This is a genomic window from Blastomonas sp. SL216 (assembly GCA_026625625.1).
In the GTDB taxonomy this organism is placed as follows: Bacteria; Pseudomonadota; Alphaproteobacteria; order Sphingomonadales; family Sphingomonadaceae; genus Blastomonas.
The window spans coordinates 3273097-3296501 of the sequence record CP113055.1 but is presented as its reverse complement, the minus strand read 5'-3'; the positions used below and the strand labels follow the sequence as shown (position 1 = coordinate 3296501).

17 protein-coding genes are annotated in these 23405 nt (G+C 65.8%); 7 read left to right on the top strand and 10 right to left on the bottom strand.

The features are described from left to right. The first annotated feature begins 11 nt into the window (after positions 1-11). The 7 genes from OU999_15610 (at position 12) to ribB (ending at position 16510) form a co-directional block, all read left to right on the top strand. Positions 12-1772: a ShlB/FhaC/HecB family hemolysin secretion/activation protein gene (locus OU999_15610; protein ID WAC23146.1), complete on the top strand. Its 1761-nt coding sequence runs from the start codon at positions 12-14 to the stop codon at positions 1770-1772. After that, positions 1772-10042 carry a hypothetical protein gene (locus tag OU999_15605; protein WAC23145.1) on the top strand — a complete coding sequence of 2757 codons (8271 nt, stop codon included), beginning with the start codon at positions 1772-1774 and terminating at the stop codon, positions 10040-10042. The genes OU999_15610 and OU999_15605 overlap by 1 nt, the downstream gene beginning before the upstream one ends. Beyond that, positions 10039-13128 carry a CHAT domain-containing protein gene (locus OU999_15600; protein WAC23144.1) on the top strand — a complete coding sequence of 1030 codons (3090 nt, stop codon included), beginning with the start codon at positions 10039-10041 and terminating at the stop codon, positions 13126-13128. The genes OU999_15605 and OU999_15600 overlap by 4 nt, the downstream gene beginning before the upstream one ends. 65 nt (positions 13129-13193) lie before the next feature. Further along, positions 13194-13544 (top strand): hypothetical protein, encoded by a 351-nt coding sequence (locus tag OU999_15595; protein ID WAC23143.1) that lies wholly within the window; start codon positions 13194-13196, stop codon positions 13542-13544. Beyond that, complete coding sequence (ribD, locus tag OU999_15590) at positions 13541-14524, top strand: bifunctional diaminohydroxyphosphoribosylaminopyrimidine deaminase/5-amino-6-(5-phosphoribosylamino)uracil reductase RibD (protein WAC23142.1); 984 nt, start codon at positions 13541-13543, stop codon at positions 14522-14524. The genes OU999_15595 and ribD overlap by 4 nt, the downstream gene beginning before the upstream one ends. A gap of 32 nt (positions 14525-14556) precedes the next feature. Then, positions 14557-15171, top strand: coding sequence for a riboflavin synthase (locus OU999_15585; protein ID WAC23141.1), 615 nt, complete (start codon positions 14557-14559; stop codon positions 15169-15171). A 58-nt stretch (positions 15172-15229) separates the two neighbouring features. Further along, complete coding sequence (gene ribB, locus OU999_15580; protein WAC23140.1) at positions 15230-16510, top strand: 3,4-dihydroxy-2-butanone-4-phosphate synthase; 1281 nt, start codon at positions 15230-15232, stop codon at positions 16508-16510. A gap of 19 nt (positions 16511-16529) precedes the next feature. Here ribB and OU999_15575 read toward each other — a convergent pair whose 3' ends face one another. The 10 genes from OU999_15575 to OU999_15530 all read right to left on the bottom strand — a co-directional run bounded on the left by OU999_15575 (position 16530) and on the right by OU999_15530 (position 23337). Continuing rightward, entirely contained in the window at positions 16530-16883 is a 354-nt protein-coding gene (locus OU999_15575; GenBank protein WAC23139.1) for an iron-sulfur cluster assembly accessory protein, read from the bottom strand. 2 nt (positions 16884-16885) lie between these two features. Beyond that, the gene (locus tag OU999_15570) at positions 16886-17359 is read right to left on the bottom strand and encodes a DUF59 domain-containing protein (GenBank protein ID WAC23138.1); all 474 of its coding nucleotides are present in this window, start codon (positions 17357-17359) and stop codon (positions 16886-16888) included. Between the two features lie 5 nt (positions 17360-17364). Beyond that, positions 17365-18588, bottom strand: a complete 1224-nt coding sequence (locus tag OU999_15565; GenBank protein ID WAC25448.1) for a SufS family cysteine desulfurase — start codon at positions 18586-18588, stop codon at positions 17365-17367. Continuing rightward, positions 18588-19355 carry a SufD family Fe-S cluster assembly protein gene (locus OU999_15560; protein WAC23137.1) on the bottom strand — a complete coding sequence of 256 codons (768 nt, stop codon included), beginning with the start codon at positions 19353-19355 and terminating at the stop codon, positions 18588-18590. The genes OU999_15565 and OU999_15560 overlap by 1 nt, the downstream gene beginning before the upstream one ends. Beyond that, positions 19355-19906, bottom strand: coding sequence for a hypothetical protein (locus tag OU999_15555; GenBank protein ID WAC23136.1), 552 nt, complete (start codon positions 19904-19906; stop codon positions 19355-19357). Before OU999_15555 ends, OU999_15560 begins: the two co-directional genes overlap by 1 nt. An 11-nt stretch (positions 19907-19917) precedes the next feature. Then, a complete protein-coding gene (sufC, locus tag OU999_15550; GenBank protein WAC23135.1) occupies positions 19918-20658 on the bottom strand; it encodes a Fe-S cluster assembly ATPase SufC in 741 nt (246 codons plus the stop codon). A gap of 145 nt (positions 20659-20803) precedes the next feature. Next, positions 20804-21115, bottom strand: a complete 312-nt coding sequence (locus OU999_15545) for a hypothetical protein (protein ID WAC23134.1) — start codon at positions 21113-21115, stop codon at positions 20804-20806. Positions 21116-21164: 49 nt separating this feature from the next. Next, a complete protein-coding gene (locus OU999_15540; protein ID WAC23133.1) occupies positions 21165-21374 on the bottom strand; it encodes a hypothetical protein in 210 nt (69 codons plus the stop codon). Further along, positions 21371-22867, bottom strand: a complete 1497-nt coding sequence (gene sufB / locus OU999_15535) for a Fe-S cluster assembly protein SufB (protein WAC23132.1) — start codon at positions 22865-22867, stop codon at positions 21371-21373. Before sufB ends, OU999_15540 begins: the two co-directional genes overlap by 4 nt. Continuing rightward, positions 22864-23337, bottom strand: a complete 474-nt coding sequence (locus OU999_15530; GenBank protein WAC23131.1) for an SUF system Fe-S cluster assembly regulator — start codon at positions 23335-23337, stop codon at positions 22864-22866. The genes sufB and OU999_15530 overlap by 4 nt, the downstream gene beginning before the upstream one ends. Positions 23338-23405 lie beyond the last annotated feature (68 nt).

The window sequence follows — 23405 nt, the reverse complement described above, 5'->3', positions numbered from 1 at the left end:
AGGGGGTGATCTTGGCGACACGCTTTTTCCGCACGCGACAGCTGATTCTGGGCAGTGTTACCTGCGCCGGGCTGTTGTGGACGACGGCGGGCCATGCCCAGCAGGTCAATGTTCCCTCTCCCCCCACCCGCGAGGAAATCGAGCGGCCGGTGCAGCAGCGCAGCGAGCGACCCGCGCGCCTGACCGTCGATGGCGATATCGAGCGCGCGCCCTGCCCGCTGGCCGACCCTGCCTATGCCAATGTCAAGCTGACGCTCAGCGAAGCGCGCTTCAACAATCTGGGCCCTGTCGCGCCGATCGAGCTGCGGCCGCTGTACGAACCCTATATCGGCACGGAACAGCCGGTGGCCGTGCTGTGCGAGATCCGCGATGCCGTCGCGACCAAGCTGCGCCGCGACGGTTATATCGCAGCGGTCCAGGTACCCACCCAGCGCATCGACAATGGCGTGGTGCAGTTCGAGGTGCTCTACGCCAAGCTCACCTCCATCCGCGTGCGCGGCGATGCCGGCAATGGCGAAAAGCTGGTCGCCAGCTATCTGCAGCGGCTGACCGAGGGCACGGTGTTCAACCAGAAGCTGGCCGAACGCTATCTGCTGCTGGCGCGCGACCTGCCGGGCTATGACATCCGGCTGACCCTGGTCCCTGCGGGCACCGGCCCGGGCGAGCTGATCGGCGATGTGACCGTGCGCCGCACCCCGTTCGAGCTCGACCTCAACGTCCAGAACATGGCAGCACGCGACGCCGGGCCCTATGGCGCACAGCTGCGCGCGCAATTCTATGGCCTGACCGGCATGGGCGACCGCACCTATGTCTCGGCCTATTCGACGCTCGATTTCCAGGAACAGCAGATCGTCCAGGCGGGGCATGAATTCCGCGTCGGCAGCGAAGGCCTGACGCTGGCAGGCCGCTTCACCTATGCCTGGACCGAGCCCGATATCAACCTGCCCGCCGGCGTCGCCGCGAAGATCACGGCGACCACGCTGCTCGCCAGTGCAGAGGCGCGCTATCCGCTGCTGCGCAGCCAGGCGGCATCCTTCTATGGCGCGGTGGGCCTCGATTATGTCAATCAGGACATTGACTTCATCGGCCCGCTGTCGCGCGACCGCATCCGCATTGCCTATGCCCAGATCACCGGCGAGGCGATCGACATGGCTAATGGTGCCGCGCCGCGCTGGCGCATGGCGGGCCAGTTGGAATTCCGCCAAGGCCTGTCGATCCTGGGTGCGAGCGATCCGTGCAATTTCGTCTGCGCGCTGGTGCGCACGCCGACCACGCGCGGCGATGGCGACCCGACTTCGACGCTGATCCGCGGCGAACTTTCCGCCGAGGCGGCGCTCGGCGACGATGCGTCGATCTTCATCCGCGGGCGCGGTCAGCTGGCCTTCGATCCGGTGCTCAGCTTCGAGGAATATTCGGGCGGCAACTTCACCATCGGGCGAGGCTATGATCCGGGCACGATCGTCGGCGACGATGGCGTCGGCTTTCAGGCGGAGCTGCGCGGACCGCAGGTCACGCCGATCAAGAATGTCGACTTCTCGTTCCAGCCCTTTGCCTTCATGGATGTCGCCTGGACCTGGGATGATGGCCGCCCCGGCGATCCGCAGCGGTTGAGCTCGGTCGGCATCGGTGCCCGCGCGCGCCTCAACGACCGGTTCCGGCTGGATGTCACCGTCGCAGTGCCGACCGAGCGCGCCGGCCTGCTCACCGATACACCCGACCCGCGCATCCTGTTCACCCTCACCACTCTGCTTTTGCCCTGGGGAGCCCGCTGATGGCTTATGATCGCAACCTGACCGCCCGCCGCGTCCTGCTGGCAAAGGCGACCTCTGCGCTTGCACTGGCCACGGGCCTGGCGATCGGCTGTGCCGGGCCGGCTTTTGCCCAGGCGGCTGCAGGCAGCGGTGCATTCGAGGGAACGCCCACGGTCGTCTCTGGCGGGGTCAACATCACCCGCGGAACCAATACCGACAATATCCGCGTCGATACCAACCAGGCTGTGATCAACTGGACGACCAACGACACCGCGATCGGTGGCGGAGTGATCAACTTCCTGCCCAATGGCCGCACCGCGTTCTTCCGCAACAACCCGACCGCGCAGAACCAGTTCACCGTCCTCAACCGCATCATCCCCACCGATCCCACCCGCGCGATCGCGATGAATGGCACCATCATCAGCCAGTTGCAGACCGGTGCGGGCCTCGTTTCCGGCGGCAATGTGTGGTTCTACAGCCCGGGCGGCATCGTCATCGGCTCGACCGGGGTGATCGATGTCGGCGGGCTACTGCTGACCAGCCTTGACCCGGTGCGCGACGCGACGGGCAATTTCATCAACGCGTCAGGTTCGTTCACACTGGGCGGGGCCGGGGCTTCCCCCACCAGCTATGTCCAGGTCGATCCGGGCGCGCTGATCCAGGCGACTCCCGAAAACAGCTACATTGCCATGGTCGCACCGATCATCCGGCAGAACGGCACGGTCGATGTCAATGGGTCAGCACTGATGGTCGGCGCAGAAGCGGCGACGATCACCTTCGGCACCGGCGGCCTGTTCGATATCCAGATCACCACGGGTACCAATGGCGACCCGGCCACCAACAACCCGGCAACGGGCAACGCTGCCATTTTCCATGGTGGAACCACAGGCGGCCCGGTCAGCAGCGGCACGGGGGATAATCACCGCATCTACATGGTCGCGGTGCCCAAGAACAACGCGATCTACAACCTGATCGGCCAGGGCAGCACTCTTGGCTTCGACGTCGCAGGTGCCGCCAATATCGTCGGCAATTCGATCATCCTGTCCGCCGGCTACAATGTCTTCGGCGACAACATCGACAATAGCGCGCCGGTCAACCCGACGCAGCAGGCGCGGCTGTTCATCGTCAACTCGCTGATCACCTCCGGACTGTTCGGCGCGGGTGTGACCGAAGCCATTGCCGATGCCTTTGGCGGGACGCTCGATTTTGCGGGCGATGTTTCGCTCTATTCGCGCGGCGCAGCGCGGATCACCTCGCGCAACAACGGCGCTGCGGCGGGCACGCTGACGGTGCTCGGCAATGCTTCGGTCTCGGCGGACGCCTTCGCGATCGCGGAAGGCGAAAACGTCACCGCCGGAGAGGCCCAGATCCGCGCCTTCAATGGCAGCTCGATCAATATCTTCGGATCAGCCAGTATCACCGCCAACGCCTTTGGCGGCACGGCGGTCACGGCAGCGTCTGTCGGCAGCGGCACCGGCGGCAGGGCGCTGCTGCAAGCTGACGATGGCGGCAACCTGACGATTGGCGGAAATGCCACGCTGTCTGCGGACGGCTTTGCTGGCGACAGCGAAACTGCGGGCATTTTCGGGAGCAACTTTGGCCGTGGCGGATTGGTGGTTGTCTCCAATAACGGCAGCAACGCCAATATGCTGATCAACGGCAATCTGCTGGCGACTGCCAATGGCACGGGCAGCAGGGACCTGGGTTCGGGCACCGCCGGAAACGGCTTTGGCGGCACTATCTCGGTCGCTGCGGGCAACCCGACCGCGACGCCCGGCTCGGGCAATTTCCTCACCGTCAGAGGCACGGCCACGCTGCATGCGGATGGCTTTGGCGGCAATTCCAGCATCGGCATTGGCGGCAATGGCACGGGCGGCACGGCCGGTTTCGGAGCGGGATTGGGCGGCACCACCGGCGTGCTCGGCAATCTGCTGGTGACGGCCTTCGGCATCGGCGGACAAACCGATGCGGCGACCGGCACCGGGGGCGTCGGCACGGGTGGATCGGCCTTTGTCCAGATCTTCGGAAATGGTGGCACGCTCAACGCTGGCGCCAACGTGACGATCCAGGCCATCGGGAACGGCGGCAATGCGAGCGTTCCGGGTGGAACCGGCGGCAATTCGACCGGCGGCCAGGCGCAACTGGTCATCAACGGAACAGGCGGATCGCTCAACGTCACCGGTACGGCCGATGTCAGCGCCTTCGCGGCTGGCGGCCAGGGTACCATCGGCGGCAATGGCACGGGCGGCATCGCGGTGATCAGCACCAATACCAGCGGCGTGATGACGCTCAGCAATGGGGCCGGGATCAGCGCAGGCGGCGTGGGCGGATCGGCCACCACATCGGGACAGGGCCGGTCGGGCAATGGCCGCGGCGGCACAGCGCAGATGGTCGCGCTGGCCAATGGCGCGATCAATGTTACCGGGAATGTCGATATCAACGCCAATGGCGCTGTGTTCGGCTCGGCGCTGACCGGAATTGATGGCGGCGATGGCATCGGCGGCAACGCATCGATTTCGCAGAATACCGGTGGCCAGATCAGCATCACCGGCAACGCCTTTGTTGCAGCGACCGGCACCGGCGACAACAATAGCGGCGGCGGTGACGGCATTGCGGGCAACGGCACCGGCGGCGATGTGCGGATCGCGGTCAATGATCGCAGCATCACCATCACCGGCAATGCCGTCACCGATGCGCGCGGCTTCGGCGGCAACAGCATTGGCGGCATTCGCGGCGGCAACGGCACCGGCGGGCTTGCGAATCTGGGCGCGGGCGCGGGCACATTGTCCATCGGCGGCACCGGCACGGCCAATGCCGACGGCACCGGCGGATCGGCGCTGAGCGGCACGGGATCGGGCGGCATCGGCACCGGCGGACGCGCGGTGATCGGGTCGATCGTCGGCGGCATCATCCAGATTGCCGGCGCGGCGGAAGTCAGCGCGCAGGGCTTTGGCGGCCAGGGATCGGGCGTCGGCACCGCAGGTGGCCTTGGCGATGGCGGCGACACGCAGATTTTTGCCGAAAATACCGGGTCCGTCACCATCGGCGGCGCGACCAACATGAACTCCAGCGCCTTTGGCGGCTCGGGAGGCGCGGGCGGCAACAGCGGGGCAGCGCTCGGCGGCAACTCCAATATCATTGCGCTGGGCAACGGGCGGATCACGCTCAACCAGGATGCGTTCATGTCGGCCCAGGGGCTCAGCGGGAACGTGCGCGACGGTGCGGGCAATGTGGGCAACGCCACCGGCGGCATCGTGATTGTCGAAGCGCGCGATGCTGGCAGCAACATCACGATCAACGGCAACCTGCTGGCCGATGCGATTGCCGATACCGGCTCTGCGTTGACCGGCATTATCGGCGAAGCCCTGGGCGGCACGGCGACGCTGCAGGTGCAATCGGGCACGCTCGCCATCACCGGATCGACCACGCTGGATGCCAGCGCGTTCGGCGGCAACAGCACGGTCACCGGCAATGGCGGCAATGCAGCAGGCGGGCGCACGGCGGCGGTGATCTTCGGCACCGGCAATGGCCAGATGACCCTGGGCGGCGCGCTGACCATGGCATCGAACGGCTTTGGCGGTTCGGCGCAGACCGGCAATGGCGGCACCGGCACCGGCGGGCTGAGCGAAGGTGGCACGATCGCCGTCGTCGGCAGCTTCAATTTCGGTGGGACCATATCGATGTCCGCCAACGGCACCGGCGGCAACGCGCTGCTGGCTGGCAATGGCGGCGCAGGATCGGGCGGCACGTCGCGCTTCGGTTCGAACGACAGCCAGATGGTCGGCGGTGACCTGTTCATCGCCGCAGTGGGTCGCGGCGGCGATGGCGCGCTTGGCGGACGCGGCGGGGATGCAATCGGCGGCCTTGCCACCCTGATTTCCGGTGCGAGCACAACCGTACGCCTGCTCGATTTCAACAATGCCACGCTGGTGGCCGACGCCTTTGGCGGCGCAGGCGGTGCGGGTGCCAATGGCACGACCGGCGGCGCAGGCGGCGCTGGCGGCAATGCCACCGGCGGCAGAACGCAGGCGATCGGCACCGCGCGCAACGGTCAGCTCGACATCCTGAACCTCCAGGCTTCGATGAACGGCTTTGCAGGTGCAGGCGGCGCAGGCGGCACAGGGTCCGCAGGCCGGGGCGGCAATGGCGGCGCGGGCGGCATCGGCACCGGCGGAAGCGCCCAGATGGGCACGGTCAGCGCCACCATCACCAATGGTCCGAACCCGACACCGACCGGCTTCATGAAGATGACCGATGCGCTGATCCAGGCCAATGGCTTTGGCGGCGCGGGCGGCAATGGCGGCACCGGCACCACCGGAAGTGGCAATGGCGGCAACGGCGGATTGGGCGTGGGCGGCGACCTCTTCTTCGCCTCGCGCGGTTCGCTGGTCGAGGTGAACAACCTGACCCTGCTTGCCAATGCCAATGGCGGCAATGGCGGCACCGGCGCAGTGCGCGGCAATGGCGGCAATGCCACAAGCGGCACCATCGGCGTGGAGAGCACCGAGCAGTTCCAGGCTCCGACCAACCGGGGACGCCTGGTCGCGCGCGACATCACCGCGATCGCCCGGGGAACCGCCGGGACGGGTGCGGTCAATGGCACCACGACTTATGGGACGGGATCGTTCTTCCGGGCGACCAATGGTGATGTCACCGCCAACAGCATCGTCTACAATATCGGCAATGCCGGCGATGCGCCTGATCCCACCGATATTGTCGAAGACTATGTCCGCATCACCGACGCCGCCGTGAATGTGACGGGCAGCTTCACCTTCATCACGCCGGGCCAGCTTTCGGTCCTGGTCAACAACGGCGCGTTGAACGCGGGGGCATTCGGCATCCAGGCGGGCACCTTCGTGGCCGACACCGTGGTGACCAGCCCGACCAATATCGGCACGATCACGGCCAACGCGATCAATCTGCAGTCGGCGGGCAACATCATCGTCACCGCCAGCCTCGCCACCCCGGGCAGTTTCACGGCGGTGGGAACCGGCGCGATCAATCTGGGCAACATCAATGCCGGTGGCGTGATCGGCATGCAGGGCGGCTCGCTGCAGCTCGGCAACCTGACCTCGGGCAACCATATCAACCTGACCGCGACATCGGGCGCGATCAATGCAGGCACTGTCACCGCGGCCAATTTTATCGCGATGACGGCGAGGAACGGGCTGACCCTGTCCACCGCCACCGCCACCACTGGCTATGTCGATATCCTCGTCAATGCCGGCAATCTGACCATCGGCAACGTCACCGCAGGCGGCTATATCGCGCTCGAGACGGGGGCAGGCAACATCACCGTCGGCAACCTGCGATCGGGCCAGGAAACCGATATCGAGGCCATCGGCAATGCGACGTTCGGCAATGTCGATGCGGGCCTGAACCTCAGCGTGCTCGCGGCAGGCACCATCACCGGCGGCAATATCGTGACGCGCGGCGTGTTTACCGGCGAATTCTTCGGCACGGGCCTGGCCAGCAATGGCGCGATCCAGATCGGCACCGTGCAGTCGGTGGGTAATATCGGCGCACTGACCACCAGCAGCTTCACCAGCGGCGCGCTGTCCACCGGTTCGAGCATCCTGCTGCTGGTCGATGGCAATATCCAGATCAACGGCGGCGCAACCGCTGGCACGGCGAACGATCGCTTCTTCTATGTCGGCAATTCGTCGATGCAGTCGCTGTTCGGAGACGGCGGCAATAACGGTGCGGGCGGCAATGCGTCGTTCGTCGGCGGCGACCCGGCTCCGATCTTCGCCGCAACTCCGGTGCGTACGCTCGGCAGCCTGACGGTGAACGGACCGGTTTCTGCCGGCAACATCCGCGCCGGCGTCGGCACGGGTGCCAATTTCGGCGGCACCGTGACCGCAGCGACGGGCAGCATCGCCATCACCGCCAACAGCATCGCTGCGCAGGCGATGAACGCGGCCCTGGGCGTCAACCTCACCACCACCAGCGGAGCGCTCGGCACCGGCGCGATTACCGCAACCGGCGGCAATATCGTGCTGACCTCTGCGGGCACGATCACCGCAGGCGCGCTGCTGACTGGTACGTCGGCGAACCTCGCGGTTACCGTGGATGGCCAGGGCGCGGTCAGCATCGGCGGGGTCACCGCAACCGGCGCGGCGCAGCTGCGCTCGCGCGCAGCCAGCTTCACCTCGACCGGGGCGATCACCGCATCCGTGGTGAATATCAGCGGCACAGCCGCGACACTGGCCAATGTCACCTCGACCAGTGGCGGCATCACCATCGGCGCCACGGGCGGCAATCTGGGCTTCGGCGCGCTCAATTCCGCCACCAACACGCAGTTCAACGTGAGCGGATCGGTGACCGGCGGCGACATTACCGCAGGCTCGTCGATCGGCACGGTCGTTGGCGGCAACATGACGCTGGGCAATCTGCGCACCAATGGCGCAGGCACGACCTCCACCGGCTTCAGCATCGGCCTGGGTGCCAATGGCACGATTGTCACCGGCACGATCAACAGCTTCGGCCTGCTGGGAATCGGCTCGGACGATGGCCAGGGCAATTTCGGCAATGCGGTGAGCATCACCACCGGCGCGATCACGGCGGGCGGCAGCGTGCTCGTGCGCGCCAACCAGGCCATCGTCACCGGCAATGTCAGCTCGACCAACGAGATCCGCGTGCGTGGCGGCAGCATCACGACCGGCGCGCTCAATGCCACCAATGCGGTCTTTGCCGCAGCGCTGAACGGCAACCTCAATACCGGCAATGTCACCACCGGCAGCAATGCGCTGCTGCTCGCCTCGCAAAGCATCAACACCGGCAGCATCGCCACCGGCACTAGCGGCACCGCCCTGCTCGCCAACAGTTCCGGCGTCTCGTCCACGACGACGCTGAGCGCGATCGACCTCAATGCCCTGCTCGCTGCCACCCCGGCGCGCGCGGGCGGCAGCGTGTCGATCGGCGGTCCGGTCACGACCGGTACCCTGCTCTCCGGCTCGACCGGCGGCTTCTCGGCCAGCAGCACGATCACGGCGGGCACGCGGATCAGCCTGGATGTCGGCGGCACGGCGGTGTTCGGCGGCCTGGCCACTGCGCCGACAATCGCGATCAGTTCGGGCGATATCGCCTTCTCGCAGGCAGGCGGCCTGGGCAATGCCAGCACCGGCACGATCACCCTGACCGCCAATCGCAGCGGCGCGGTGATCATCGGCGGCACCACCAGCGACAGCCAGAGCAGCGGGACCTACACGCTCGATGGCAGCGAGATCTCGCGCATCCGCGCGCAGAACATCGTCATCAACGCCCCCAATGTCTCTTCCACCGGCACCGGGGTCGAAATCCGTGCGCTGACGATGAACGGATCGGCAGCGGCCAGCGGGGTCAACCTCAACGGTTCGGAAGGCAGCCTGACGATCAACACGTCGGGCACCATCCGCGTGAATGGTAATGCGGTGTTCAACGCCATGGCCACCACCAACCGGGTGGCGCTCAATGCCAATCGGGTGGAGATCAACGCCGATACCGGCGGCATCTTCCTCAACGGCAGTTCGCCGGGCGGCACGCTGGCGATCAATGCCAACAACATCCACATCGCCAGCGCATCGCTGCTCGAACAGCTGGCATCGAACGTGAACTTCGCCGGACGCGACACGGCACTCGGCCTGCCGATCGCCACATCGCGGCCTGATGGCGTGATCCAGGCCTCGCGCCTGCAGTTCACGGTGGGCAGCACGCTGCTGATCCAGAACACCGGCACGTCGCTGCTGAATGCCGGCTTCTTCGGCCGCGTGGGCAGCTTCCAGGTGACGCCGCGCAGCTCACAGCAGAGCGCGTCGTCGCAGCTGATCGACCTGGTGATCTACGGCCAGCTGCTCGACACCGGCGATCTGGTGCGCAACGGCACGTCGGTGCGCGACCTGATCTTCCCGCGCTCGGCCAGCAGCACCGGACAGGACAGTGGCGGGCCCAGCGGCTTTACCAGCAATTCCAGCGTCAACGGCTGTCTGCTGTCGGCGGTGGCATGCGGTGGCGGCGGCGTGACCGAGCAGAGCCCGACGGTGATCTCGCACGCCGGGCCGCCCCCGCCGACGCCCGCGGCCGAGCGTGAGGCCAAGCAGGAGCAGGAGGAAGCCGAAGCGGCAGCCGAAGAGGCAGCCCGTGGCGAGGCGGCACCGCGCCGCCCGATCATGCCGCCGGTCACCATCGTCAACACCCGCCGCCTTGGCGTCGAGCCGGTCATCGATGAACCCGTGACCAGCGGCGGCAACCCCAATCTGCAGCTTGATCAGCCCCTGATCGATCCCGCACCCGATACCGGAGGACAGCCATGATCCGCACCCCGTCGTTGCAGCCCGGCACGTTTGGCCGTGCCTTGCGCCATGGCGGCACGGCGCTGCTGGCGCTGGCCGCCGGCATCACCTCACCTGCCCTGGCCCAGACCCAGCCGTCGATCGCGCTGCGCGACAGCTTTCGTGTCGGATCGGCAGGGGTGCTGTGCACCGCGCAATATCGCCCGACCGATGCTGCGCTGACCAGCATGTTCGATCGCGGCTATCGCGTGGTGTGCCGCGATGCTGCCAGCCCCGTCGCCTCGCTCTATGCGCTGCGCGGCGGCGAAGGCGACCGGCTCGCACAATATCTTCAGGCGGCGATGACCCGGCTGTCGTGCGGCGAAAAGCAGGTGACCGAGGTCGAGACCGTGGGCGGCGCGAGCGTCATCGAATGCCGCGACCCCAAGGCCGGCGTCGATTACCGCATCTATGCCGCGGTGCGCGGTGACACGGTGTTCGTGGCCGAAGGGCTTTCGGGCTATGATTCCGCGCTCAAGCTGGCGCTGGCATCACTGGTGACCGACCGCGCGGTGCCGGGCACCGTCGATGTCGCCACCACCCAGGTCAGCGATCCTGCCGCCTTTGCCCGCATCCAGGCCGGCACGCTGGACGAGGAATCGGCGCGGGTCGAGGCCTATGTCCGCAACAATTACGGCGCCTATGCCGAATCCTCGGAATTCTTCGAGACGCTGGCCGCGCGCGAACAGGGCGGGACCGAGCGGACGGCGGAGTTCCTGGCCAACCAGGCGCTGCAGCAATCGAACATGGGCGATTTCGCCACAGCAGGCGCCCTGTTCGCGCGTGCGGACAAGCTGGTCGCGTCGAGCGACGGCGTCACCCAGCGCATGATCCGCAACTTCCGCGCGATCGATGCGATCAACCAGCGAGACCCCGCCGAAGCGATCAAGGTGCTCGACCGCCCGGTCTCGATCGATACCGAGATGGTGGGCGAAACGCGCCTGTCGCAGGGCGAGATCACCAAGATGCTGGCCGACCAGATCAACCGCGAGAACTCCGGCCTCAAGCGGCTGGGCGGGGTCGATTCCAGCCTGACCGGCCCGGAACGCGCGCAGATTCTGGATGGCCAGGCGCTGCTGCTGCGCGGCACCGCGCTCAGGCTGTCGGGCCAGAGCGACGCAGCCTTGCTCGCCTTGCAGCAGGGTATCGACACGATCGTCGCGGTGCGCAACGGCCGGATCAGCTCGACCGGCTGGCTGCGTGCGGAAGTGGCGACACAGCGTGCGCTGATCCAGGAATCGCGCGGCGATTTCGCAGGCGCGCGGGCCGGCCTCACCGAGGCGCTCGACATCTACAAGCTCGATTATCCGCAATCACCCGGCCTGCTCAGCGCCAAGGGGCGGCTCGCCGCGTTCCTCGCGCGGCGGGGCGAGGCCGATGCCTCGATCGCGCTTTATGACGAGATCGTCGCCGAGGGCGAAGCCGTGCCGAGTGCGCGCGCATCGATGAAGGAAATGCTGGGCCCCTATTTCGCCCAGCTGGCGGTGCGCGCGGACAGCGACCAGCAGGTCGCCGCGCGGATGTTCAACGCCAGCCAGCTGCTGCAGCGCCCCGGCGTCGCCCAGACCCAGGCGGTGCTGGCCCGCGAGCTTTCCGAAGGCAATGACGAGGCCTCTGCGCTGTTCCGCCTGGCGGTAACCCGCACCCGCGAAATCTCCCGCACCAGCGCGGAAATCCAGCGGCTGGAAGCGCTGCCCTCGCCCACGCCCGATGATGTGGCGACGCTGGCGCTGGCGCGCGAATCGCTGACCACGCAGCAGAACGAGCAGACCGCGCTGCAATCGCGACTGGGCCAGTATTCGCAATATCGCGTGCTCTCGCCGACATCGGTGACGCTGCCCGAACTGCAGAAGCTGCTCGGCCCGCGCGAGGGCTATTACAAGGTCAGCTTTGTCGGCGCGAAGGTCTATGGCCAGCTGATCACGGCGGACAAGGTGCGCACCGTCAGCGTCAACCTGACCCGGTCCGATCTCGACAAGACCGTCGCCAAGCTGCGCGATTCGATCGTGGTCATCGAAAACGGCCAGCCGACCAACTATCCCTTCGACGTGGTCGAGGCGCGCAAGCTCTATGATGCGCTGTTCCCCGGCCTGAAACAGGATCTGGCCGGTATCGAGCATCTGGTCTACGAGCCCGATGGCGCGCTGCTGCAGCTGCCGCCGGGCCTGCTGGTCGAGGACCAGAAAGGCGTCGATGCCTATCTGGAACGGTCTGCGGCGCTTGATGCCGACCCGTTCGACTTTACCGGTGTTGCCTGGTTCGGGCGCGACCGGCGCTTCTCGATCGCGGTGTCGCCGCGCTCATTCGCCGATGTGCGCACCATTGCGCCTGCGCGCGGCAAGCAGGCGTATCTGGGCGTGGGTGAAAACGCGCCGCCGCCCGAGCGCATCCAGCTGGCCTCGGCTAGCCGCGACGCCGATTGCGAATGGCCGGTCGCGACCTGGATGGACCCGATCTCGCCCGCCGAGCTCAAGCTGGCGCAAAGCGTGCTGGGCGCAGGCCGCGCCAATGTGCTGACCCAGCAGAGCTTCAGCGACACCGCCCTGCTCGGCCGCGACGATCTCAACGATTATCGCATCCTGCACTTTGCCACGCACGGCCTGGTGACTGCGCCGCGCCCCGAATGCCCGGCCCGCCCGGCGCTGGTGACATCGTTCGGCGATGCGAGCTCTGACGGGCTGCTGAGCTTCAAGGAGATTTTCGACCTGAAGCTCGATGCCGATCTGGTGATCCTCTCGGCCTGCGATACGGCTGGGCTTGCCACCGTATCGGCCTCGCGCGAGGCGGGGATCGAGACCGGCGGCAATTTCGCGCTCGACGGTCTGGTCCGCGCGTTCGTGGGCGCCGGTGCACGTTCGGTTCTCGCCAGCCATTGGCCAGTGCCGGACGATTTCAACGCCACCGAAAATCTGATCTCCTCGCTGTTCAAGGCCAGCCCGGGCACCGCGATGAACGAATCGCTGGCCAAGGCGCAGCGCGCTGCGATGGATGATCCGCTGACATCGCATCCCTATTACTGGGCGGCGTTCATCCTGCTCGGTGATGGCACCAAACCGCTCGTCAAATAGGCGATCGGTCGCATAAACCGGCCCCATACTGGTCAAGACGGGCAAATCTGCCTATCTTGGCCGGCATGGGATTCTTTCGCGACATATCGCCGGTGCGTGCAGCAACGGACCTCAAGGCCTATTGGTTCGACCAGCAGGAGCATAAATGGCGCTTTCTGGCTCTGTCGGCTGCCTGCACCATCGCCATTTTCGGTGCGTTCATCAGCGAATCCGGCTTCGAGGTGCAGTGGAAGCGGCCCGAGATCACCTGGGTGACCAGCTTTGAGCCGGGGCGCAGCGACGCGCAGATTCGCAAGGAAATCGAGGCGAACCAGCTGCTCAAGGAAAAGCGCGAGGCAGAAGCGTTGCGGCGCGAGGAAGAGCGCAAGGCGCAATATCGCCGCCTGGCCGAACAGCTGGGCATGGATACCGAGTGATTCCAGCCGTCCGGTCCGATGCCGACTGGATGCGCGCCGCCATTGCGCTTGCGGGGCGCGGCCGGGCGCTGTCGAGCCCCAATCCCTCTGTCGGCTGCGTGCTGGTGCGTCAGGGCCGCGTCACCGGGCGCGGCTGGACGGCGCGCGGCGGTCGCCCGCATGGCGAGGCGATGGCGCTGGACCAGGCCGGGGATTCCGCACGCGGCGCGACGGCCTATGTCACGCTGGAACCCTGCGCGCATGACAGTGCACGCGGGCCCGCCTGTGCCGACCTGCTGATCGCCGCCGGGCTGGCGCGTGTCGTGATCGGATGCCAGGACCCGGACCCGCGCACCAATGGTGCCGGGATCGCCCGGCTGCGCGCTGCCGGGATCACCGTCGAAACCGGTGTCGCCGAGGCGGAGGCGAGCGCGAGCCTGGCAGGATTTCTCACCCGTCAGCGGCTTGGCCGGCCCTTCGTCACGCTCAAGCTTGCCACCTCGCTCGACGGGCAGATCGCGCTCTCCGATGGCACCAGCCGCTGGATTACCGGCGATGCCGCGCGCGCGCATGTGCATGTCGAGCGCGCGCAGCATGATGCGATCCTGGTCGGCGGCGGCACCCTGCGTGCCGATGCGCCCCGGCTGGACGTCCGGCTCGCGGGGCTGGAGGATCGCAGCCCCCGCCGCGTGCTGCTCAGCCGGATGGGCGATGCGCCGCCGGGCTGGACGGCGATTGCAGCGCCCGAGGATATCGGATCGATCGAGGGGGCCGACTGGCTGATGGTCGAAGGCGGGGCCGAGGTGGCCGCCGCGTTCCTGGCGCGCGACATGGTCGACCTGCTGCTACTGTACCGCGCACCCGTGCTGATCGGGCGCGGGCGCGCAGCGCTGGGCGATATCGGCCTGACCGATCTGGCCGAGGCGCATGGCCGCTGGCGGCTTGACGACACACGGCTGCTTGGCAAGGACCGGATGGAAAGCTACCAGCGGGTGCGCTGACGCTGCGCCGCTCAAAGGACACGAGGACACGCATGTTCACTGGCATCATCACCGATATCGGCACCATCGACCATGTCGAGCAGCGCGGCGACCTGCATGCGCGCATCCGTTGCAGCTATGACATGGGCACCGTGGCCATCGGCGCGTCGATCGCCTGTTCGGGCGCGTGCCTGACCGTGACCACCAAGGGCGAGGGCTGGTTCACCGTCGACATTTCCGCCGAAACCGTGAGCAAGACTGCGGGCAACCGCTGGGAACAGGGCAAGCGGCTGAACCTGGAACGCGCGCTGAAGATCGGCGACGAGCTGGGCGGGCATATCGTCACCGGCCATGTCGATGGCGTCGGCACCGTCGCTGCGCGCGAAGCCGAGGGCGATTCGATCCGCTTCACCATTTCCGCGCCCGCCGCCCTTGCCCCCTATATCGCCGCCAAGGGATCGATCACCGTCGATGGCGTGTCGCTGACTGTCAACAGCCATGCCGATCAGGGCGATGGCAGCGTGCATTTCGGCCTCAACATCATCCCGCACACCTGGGAGATGACGACATTGGGCGATCTGCAGCCCGGCGATCCGGTCAATCTGGAGATCGACGTGCTGGCGCGCTATCTGATGCGGATGAACGAGGCAAAATCGCTTTCAATGTGATTTCCCACTTTTGACTCACATTGCGATGTGATATCGGAATCGCCGAAAGGATATTCCAATGTCAGCCCAGTTGATCGAACGCATCGTCGAAATCATCGAGACCGGCCAGGAAAGCCGCGCCGGCCTAGCCCGCGCCGCCGGGCTTCACGCCAATTCCCTGCGCAAGCTGGGCGAGTCCGACTGGAACCCCACTGCCGAAACGCTGGGCAAGCTGGAGCGCTATCTGTCACGCGACCCGGCCGGCGTCATGGCAACGGCGGAAGAGATCATCAACGAGGCGCGCAACGGGCGGATGTACATCCTCGTCGATGACGAGGACCGCGAGAACGAGGGCGACCTGATCATCCCCGCGCAGATGGCGACCCCCGACGCGATCAACTTCATGGCCAAATACGGCCGTGGCCTCATCTGTCTGGCCATGACCAAGGACCGGGTCGAGCAGCTGGGCCTCAACCTCATGTCGCGCAACAACGGCACGCGCCACGAAACCGCGTTCACGGTATCGATCGAGGCGCGCACCGGTGTCACCACCGGCATCAGCGCGGCGGATCGCTCGCGCACCGTCACCGTGGCGATCGACCCGAGCAAGGGCCCGGAAGAGATCGTCACCCCCGGCCATGTCTTCCCGCTGATGGCGCGCGATGGCGGCGTCCTGGTGCGCGCAGGCCATACCGAGGCGGCAGTCGATGTCTCGCGCCTCGCCGGGCTCAACCCCTCAGGCGTGATCTGCGAGATCATGAACGATGATGGCACCATGGCGCGGCTCGATGACCTCATCGAATTCGCGCACATCCACGGCATGAAGATCGGCACGATCCGCGACCTCATCGCCTATCGCCGCCGCAACGACCATCTGGTCGAACGCCGCGCCGAAGCGCGCTTCACCAGCCGGCACGGCGGCGAGTGGAAGGCGATCGTCTTCTACAACAAGGCCGAGAAGAACGAGCAGATCGTGCTGCAAAAGGGCCATGTCGACCCCGACAAGCCGACCCTGGTACGGATGCATGTGCTGAGCCCGTTTTCGGACATTTTCGGCGAGACGGGGCCCCGCTCGGGCGTGCTGGGCAAGGCGATGGACCTGATCGGCGAGGAAGGCGCAGGCTTGGTCGTGCTGCTCAACCGGCATGGGATCAACAGCCTGAGCAATGCGGTGCGCATGAAATCGGGCGAGGCGGTGCCCGATATGGAGGAGCTGCGCGATTACGGCATCGGCGCGCAGATCCTCACCGAAATGGGCGTGAACGAGATGGAATTGCTCACCAACTCGCACCACAGCCTGGTGGCGCTCGATGGCTATGGCCTGTCGATCGTCGGCGAACGCGCTATCCCGCTCGATTGAGGACCGGCAGGCGAGGGCTTCAGACGGTGAAGCTCTCGCCGCAGCCGCACGATCCCTTGGCATTGGGGTTGGCGAACACGAAGCCTGCGGTGAAATCGTCCTCGACCCAGTCCATGACCGATCCGATCAGGTACAGCACCGATCCGCCATCGACATAGAACACGCCGCCGGGCGTCTCGATCTTCTCGTCGAACTTTACCTCTTCGGTGACATAATCGACCGAATAGGCCAGGCCCGAACAGCCCCGGCGCGGGGTGGACAGCTTGACCCCGATCGCCCCCTCAGGCGCGTTCGCCATCAGATGCGCGATACGGGCTTCGGCCGACGCGGTCAGCGTCAGCGCAGCAGGCCGGGCACGGGTGGTGGTGGTCATTGTCAAAGCATCCCCATTTCGAGCCGGGCTTCGTCGCTCATCTTGCCCGGGTCCCAGGGCGGGTCCCAGACCAGGTTGACCTCGGCATCGGCAATGCCGGGAACCGAACAGACCTGCATCTCGACCTCGCCCGGCATGGACTCGGCCACCGGGCAGTGCGGCGTCGTCAGCGTCATGGTGATGACGGCATGGCCCTCGTTCACCTCGACGCCATAGATCAGGCCGAGATCATAGATGTTCACCGGAATTTCGGGATCGTAGATGCCCTTCAGGCGATCGATCACAGCCTCGTAGACCTCGCCGCCCGGCTCGCCCGGCGCTACGCCCTGCGGCTTTTCGGCAAGAAACCCGTCGAGATAGTCGCGGCGGCGCGGCTGAGCGGACGCCGAGTCCTCCGCCACATCCTGCACGCGCGCCTTGGGCGGCTTGGCCACGGCCTCGACCTCGTCGATCACGATCTTTCCTGTCTCTTCCATATGCATCACCCGAAAATCCTGCGGACCCGTTCCAGTCCCCGCACCAGGGCGGCGACATCATCGCTGTTGCTGTAAATACCGAAGCTCGCGCGCGCCGTCGCGGGCACGCCCAAATGATCCATCAGCGGCTGCGCACAGTGATGACCGGCGCGGATCGCGACATTTGCCTCATCCAATATGGTGCCGATGTCATGCGGATGCACCCCCTGCATCTCGAACGACAAGATGCCGGCGCTGTCCTTCGGCCCGAACACGCGGATTGTGTTGATCCCCGCCAGCGCGTCCTGCGCCTCGGCCACCAGCGCGCTTTCATGCGCGTGGATAGCCTCGACCCCGATTCCTTCCACATAATCGATCGCCGCCGCCAATCCGACTGCGCCGGTGATATGCGGTGTGCCCGCCTCGAACCGCTGCGGCGGCGGGGCATAGGTGGTGCGCGCGAACGTCACCCGGTCGATCATCGCGCCGCCGCCCTGCCAGGGGGGCATGGCATCGAGCAGCGCGGCACGACCCCAGAGCACGCCGATCCCGGTCGGGCCGTAGAGCTTGTGCGCGCTGTAGACGTAGAAATCGCAATCCAGCGCGGCGACATCGACAGGGATGCGCGGCACCGCCTGGCAGCCGTCGAGCAGCAGCAGCGCGCCGACCGCATGCGCCAGCGCCGCCGCGCGCTTCGCATCGAGCACGCTGCCCAGCACGTTCGACACATGGGCGAGCGCCACCATCTTGTGCTGCGGCGTCAGCATCGCCTCGACGGCATCCAGATCGATCCGGCCATCCTCGGTCAGCGGAGCGACATCGATGACGGCACCGGTGCGTTCTGCCACCAGCTGCCAGGGCACGATGTTGCTGTGATGCTCGAGCTGGCTGAGCAGGATGCGGTCGCCGGGCTTCAGGTTGGCCCCGCCCCAGCTGGAGGCGACCAGATTGATCCCCTCGGTCGCGCCGCGCACGAACACGGTTTCGTCCTCGCGGCCGCCGATGAATGCCGCTGCCTTGCGGCGTGCAGCCTCATAGGCGATCGTCATGTCCGCCGAACGCGCATAGACGCCTCGGTGCACGGTCGCATAATCGGGGCCATAGGCACGCGCGATGGCATCGATGACAGCGCGCGGCTTCTGCGCGGTGGCAGCGGAATCGAGATAATGCCAGGGCTCGCCCTGCGCGGTGACCAGGCCGGGGAAATCGGCGCGACGGTCGAGCAGGCGAAACGCGGTGAGCGTGGCCATCATGCCAGCCCTTCCAGTGCAGCCAGCGCACGCGTCTCGATCGCCTCGCGCGCCACATCGTCTTGCAGCGAGACGAACGCATCGGCGATGAACGCCTGCAGCATCAGCTTGCGCGCGATGCTCGGCGGAAGGCCGCGCGCGGCCATGTAGAACAGGGCCTGCTTGTCGAGTTCGCCCACGGTCGCGCCATGCGCGCATTTCACGTCATCGGCATAGATTTCCAGCTCGGGCTTGGCATTGGCGGTTGCGGTGCGGTCGAGCAGCATCGCTTTCACCGATTGCGAGGCATCGGTCTTCTGCGCATGCCGCGCGACCGCGACCTTGCCGAGGAACGATCCGGTCGCCCGGCCTGCCAGCACGCTGCGCACGACCTGGTTGCTGGTGGCATTGGGGTGCGCATGGTTGACGCTGGTGACGATCTCAAGCGTCTGGTCGGCATGGCCCAGGATCGCGCCGCCCATCTCGAAATGCGCACCTTCGTGCAGCAGCACATTGACGCTCATCCGGCCGTAATCACTATCGGTGGCGAGCAGGTGCAGCGCGAAGGTCGCGCCCGCTTCGATCACCACCTCCAGATCGGTGATCGACACGCCCGACATCGCCACCGGCAGCACGATCTGTCGGCCAAGCGTTTCACCGGCAGGCACCACGATCCGCTCGGGGCCCTGCGGTACATCGCCCCAGACGCGCGCGAGCGCATCGAGATCGGCATAGCGCCAGGCCTCGTCCTTGCGGGTGGGGAGCGGAAGGGTGTGGATCGACGCCATTATGCGGGTCTCTTCATGCGTAAAAAGGTGAACATATAGCTGGCAACCACCACCGCGCTGACGGCGGCGGCCTTGTACGGCGCAGGGGCGAACCAGAAAGCGAGATAGCAGGCGATGCTGCGGCCGACGGCGTGCTGCATGCCGACCGGGTCATCGGCGGCAGAGCCATAAGGGATCCACACCAGAGCCATCAGCACCGCACCGCCCAGGATGATGATGTTCGGGTCCTGGGCAATCTGTGCGGCGGTGATCACCAATGGCCAGGTGAGCACGACAACCGCCGTGCCCTTGATGAACATCGGCATCAGCGGGTTCTTCGGGTCACCGCGCTGGGTCTTGTTCAGGCCCCGCACCTTGTCGAGCAGCAGCCCGCCCGGAAGGATCATGCCGCTGCCGATCAGCACGATATAGGCCACGGTGTTGATGGGCAGATAGAGCGACGCAACAAGCACGATCAGCCAGTAGAATGTACCGACGATCGGCATGGACGTGGAGCTCCCGGCCAGAAAATCGGCCCGCAGATCCTTCAGACTGGCATTCGCATCCATCATCGCATCGCCCCTCAAGCTACGGCTTCGTACCCCTGTTCTTCCAGCTCCAGCGCCAGCTCGGGCCCGCCGCTGCGCACGATGCGACCGCCGGCCAGCACGTGGACGAAATCGGGCTTCACCAGATCGAGAAGCCGCTGATAATGCGTGATCAGCAGCACTGCCTTGTCGGGCTTGCGCATGATCGTGTTGATGCCCTCGCCGACGATGCGCAGCGCGTCGATGTCGAGCCCGCTGTCGGTCTCGTCGAGCAGAGCCAGCTTGGGGTCGATGATCCCCATCTGCACCATCTCGTTGCGCTTCTTCTCGCCGCCCGAAAAGCCGACGTTCACCGGCCGCTTGAGCATGTCCATGTCCATCTTGAGCAGCCTGGCCTTTTCCTTGGCGAGCTTGATGAATTCCGCGCCCGACAGCGGCTCTTCCCCGCGCGCGCGGCGCTGCGAGTTGAGGCTCTCGCGCAGGAACTGCAGGTTGGACACGCCGGGGATCTCGACCGGATACTGGAAGCCGAGGAACAGCCCTGCCGCCGCACGCTCGTGCGGTTCGAGCGCGAGCAAATCCTGGCCGTCAAAGGTCGCGGAGCCTTCAGTCACTTCATACCCGGGCCGCCCGCCCAAAGTATAGGCGAGCGTCGACTTGCCCGCGCCATTCGGCCCCATGATCGCGTGAATCTCACCCGCGTTGATGGTGAGCGACAGGCCCTTGAGGATCGACGTTTCGCCGACTTGGGCGTGGAGGTTGTTAATTTGGAGCATTAGTCATTCATCTCGTTCGGCAAAATCGGTTGTCTGTCGTCACCCTGAACTTGTTTCAGGGCCCATTTCTCCCCACGCGGCTTCGGTTGCCGGGGCACGATGGGTCCTGAAACAAGTTCAGGATGACGGATGTGGCTTGGATGGATCACTCGCTCGTCTCCGCAGCGCTGCGGCGCTGCATATAGAACGCCAGCACCTTGTCGGTCGCGCAATCGGCCAGCGGACCGCGCTTGACCGCGCCCTCGGTCATGCAGGTGCCGATCGCCTCACAGGCATAGCCGTCGATCACCGGATCGCCGCTGGAAACGCGCACGCGGCAGCTTTTCAGCACACCCTTCTTGCGCGACAGCCGCAGCTTGATCCGCTTCATCCGTTCGGCGACCACGACGATCTCGTCCGCAGGAGCGGGCGGGGCCATCGCGGGCTGCATCACGGTCAGGGCGGCCAGCAGGATCACCTGCCAAAACCTTTGTGCACAAAGACTGGCTTTTTACTCATCGTGCCCGTCATTGTATCTGACCCGTTTGTGGTTGTGCTTTCCGCCTGCGATGATCACGAATTGTCCAAACGACCAATCCAACGGGAAAAGCTAAAACCAAGAAGCAAAAGAGTACCGACCACAGGCTCAGGCCTGCAAAGCCAATACTTAGCCATGCGATCAAAATGACCAACACTGTCGCTGGAACTAATACCAGCAAGCGGATGAAGGTGTTCACCCCACGCTCCCCTCAAGCGAAATCCCCAGCAACTTCTGCGCCTCGACCGCGAATTCCATCGGCAACTGCTTCAACACCTCGCGCGCAAACCCATTCACGATCAGCGCCACCGCGTCCTCGGAGGAAAGCCCGCGCTGCATCGCGTAGAACAGCTGGTCGTCGCTGATCTTGCTGGTCGTTGCCTCATGCTCGATCGTGGCGCTGGGATTGCGCACCTCGATATAGGGCACGGTATGCGCGCCGCACTGGTCGCCGAGCAGCAGGCTGTCGCACTGGGTGAAGTTGCGCACGCCTTCCGCCGCCGGTGCCACTCTAACCAGACCACGATAGGTGTTGTTGCTGCGCCCCGCGCTGATCCCCTTGGACACGATGGTCGATCGGCTGCCCTTACCATTGTGGATCATCTTGGTGCCGGTATCGGCCTGCTGGTAATTGTTGGTCACCGCGACCGAGTAGAATTCGCCGACGCTGTCCTCGCCGTTCAGCACGCACGAGGGATATTTCCACGTCACGGCAGAGCCGGTCTCGACCTGCGTCCAGCTGATCTTGCTGCGCGCGCCCTGCGCCAGACCGCGCTTGGTGACGAAATTGTAGATGCCGCCCTTGCCCTCGGCATCGCCGGGATACCAGTTCTGCACGGTCGAATATTTGATCTCGGCATCGTCCATCGCGACCAGCTCGACCACGGCGGCGTGCAGCTGGTTCTCGTCGCGCTGCGGCGCGGTGCAGCCTTCGAGATAGGACACATAGCTGCCCTTGTCGGCGACGATCAGCGTGCGTTCGAACTGGCCGGTGTTCTCCGCGTTGATGCGGAAATAGGTCGACAGCTCCATCGGGCAACGCACGCCCTCGGGGATGTAGACGAAGGTGCCGTCGGAAAAGACCGCGCAGTTGAGGCACGCGAAATAATTGTCGCGCACGGGCACGACCTTGCCCAGCCACTTCTTCACCAGCTCAGGATATTCGCGGATCGCCTCGCTGATCGACATGAAGATCACGCCGGCGCGGCTCAGTTCCTCGCGGAACGTGGTCGCGACCGAGACGCTGTCGAACACCGCATCGACCGCGACCTTGCGCGCGCCTTCGACCCCGGCGAGCACCTTCTGCTCCTCGATCGGGATACCGAGCTTTTCGTAAACGCGCAGGATTTCGGGATCGACCTCGTCCAGCGAGCCAAGCTTGGGCTTGGCCTTGGGCGCGGCATAATAATAGGCGTCCTGGTAATCGATCGGCGGGACGTTGAGCTTCGCCCAGTCGGGCGTCTCCAGCGTCTGCCAGATGCGGAACGCCTTCAAGCGCCACTCGAGCATCCATTCGGGCTCGTTCTTCTTGGCGCTGATATAGCGGACGGTATCCTCGGTCAGCCCCTTGGGCGCGAGCTCCTGTTCGATATCGCTGGTAAAGCCCCATTCATAGGTGCCCACCTTTTCCGCTGCGGCCCAGGCGTCCGCATCGCGCACCTTGCTTTCAGCGGTGTTGCTGTCATCGGTCACGAAACGGTCCTTTTGAGATCAAGTGAGTGTTCGGGGCGGCGCGGGTCTGGCCAAAGAGGATTGGGAACGTGCTGGCCAAGGCTGGCGAGCGTCACCCCGGCCAGCGCCGCGCGGATGGTGCGGTTGACGATCTGCCAGTGCGGGCGGACATGGCAGCTGCCCTCGATCGCGCAGTCGCTGGCATGGTCGCCGCTGCATACGGTGATGGTGATCGGGCCGTCCACGGCCTCGACGATATCGGCGAGCGTGATCGCGGCGGGCGGGCGCGACAGGCGGAAGCCGCCGCCCGCGCCGCGCACCGATTCGATCAGGCCGGCAGCGGAGAGCTTGCTGACCAGCTTCTGCGCGGTGGGCAACGGCAGACCGGTTTCCTCGGCCAGCGCCCGCGCATTGCAGCGCATTCCGCCGCAGTGGCGCGCAGCAGCGCTCATCAGCACCACGGCATAATCGGCTAGACTGGACAGGCGCATAGGGCGTTTCCGGCTAATCGGAGTGAATCGTTCCGATTAGGGAAATGGCCGTTTTGGGCTGGAAAATC

Coding starts and splice junctions, on each gene's coding strand:
- ribB (WAC23140.1), top strand. CDS start 15,230: ATGTCAGCCCAGTTGATCGAACGCATCGTCGAAATCATCGAGACCGGC.
- OU999_15555 (WAC23136.1), bottom strand. CDS start 19,906: ATGATGGATGCGAATGCCAGTCTGAAGGATCTGCGGGCCGATTTTCTG.
- sufC (WAC23135.1), bottom strand. CDS start 20,658: ATGCTCCAAATTAACAACCTCCACGCCCAAGTCGGCGAAACGTCGATC.
- OU999_15560 (WAC23137.1), bottom strand. CDS start 19,355: ATGGCGTCGATCCACACCCTTCCGCTCCCCACCCGCAAGGACGAGGCC.
- OU999_15600 (WAC23144.1), top strand. CDS start 10,039: ATGATCCGCACCCCGTCGTTGCAGCCCGGCACGTTTGGCCGTGCCTTG.
- OU999_15565 (WAC25448.1), bottom strand. CDS start 18,588: ATGGCCACGCTCACCGCGTTTCGCCTGCTCGACCGTCGCGCCGATTTC.
- OU999_15595 (WAC23143.1), top strand. CDS start 13,194: ATGGGATTCTTTCGCGACATATCGCCGGTGCGTGCAGCAACGGACCTC.
- OU999_15570 (WAC23138.1), bottom strand. CDS start 17,359: ATGGAAGAGACAGGAAAGATCGTGATCGACGAGGTCGAGGCCGTGGCC.
- OU999_15530 (WAC23131.1), bottom strand. CDS start 23,337: ATGCGCCTGTCCAGTCTAGCCGATTATGCCGTGGTGCTGATGAGCGCT.
- OU999_15585 (WAC23141.1), top strand. CDS start 14,557: ATGTTCACTGGCATCATCACCGATATCGGCACCATCGACCATGTCGAG.
- OU999_15575 (WAC23139.1), bottom strand. CDS start 16,883: ATGACCACCACCACCCGTGCCCGGCCTGCTGCGCTGACGCTGACCGCG.
- OU999_15605 (WAC23145.1), top strand. CDS start 1,772: ATGGCTTATGATCGCAACCTGACCGCCCGCCGCGTCCTGCTGGCAAAG.